At 33.8% G+C, this 545-nt stretch carries 1 protein-coding gene; it reads right to left on the reverse strand.

Going from position 1 to position 545, the window contains the following annotated elements:
• Window positions 1-116 precede the first annotated feature (116 nt).
• The coding region (locus tag CP370_RS09195) for a transposase (protein WP_143467881.1) at window positions 117-545 on the reverse strand (429 nt) is incomplete at its 5' end.

Here is a 545-nt window from a genome sequence, read left to right on the forward strand (position 1 = left end):
TTTAAATTTCAACTTAAACATCTTTTAGTGTCGATTTATTTTTTTAGTTAGACACGACAAATAAGCCCAGATCCATATCTGATTTTTGGGCTTAGCGTTATAATGTACTTGATCAATTAATTACGACTAAAGTCTTTTTGATTATGTGTGGCTACGTTGTAATCATATGGTTGATCATTGATAATCAGGGCATAAATGGTTCTGATTAGTTTATGAATTGAAGCAATAGCTATCTTTTTGAAACCTTTGGTTTGAGAGGATAGCTTTTTGCTTTCATAATAATCTGCTATATGACACGGATTTGTCTTAGCTGCATTATCAATTTGTCCAATAGCTCGATAAAGCAACTTACGTGCGACTGCATTGCCATGTTTAGTAATACTTAAATTAGATTCCATTTCTCCTGACTGATATCTGCCTGGATCAATTCCGATAAAAGCATTGATTTTATTAGGATTACTAAATCTGCGTAAATCTCCTAACTCTGCTAAAACTCTGACTGCAGTGGTCTGTGCAAAGCCTGGAATGCTTTCTAGGTTTTCTAA

The organism is Lactobacillus sp. UMNPBX19, from assembly GCF_002553805.1.
GTDB lineage: Bacteria > Bacillota > Bacilli > Lactobacillales > Lactobacillaceae > Lactobacillus.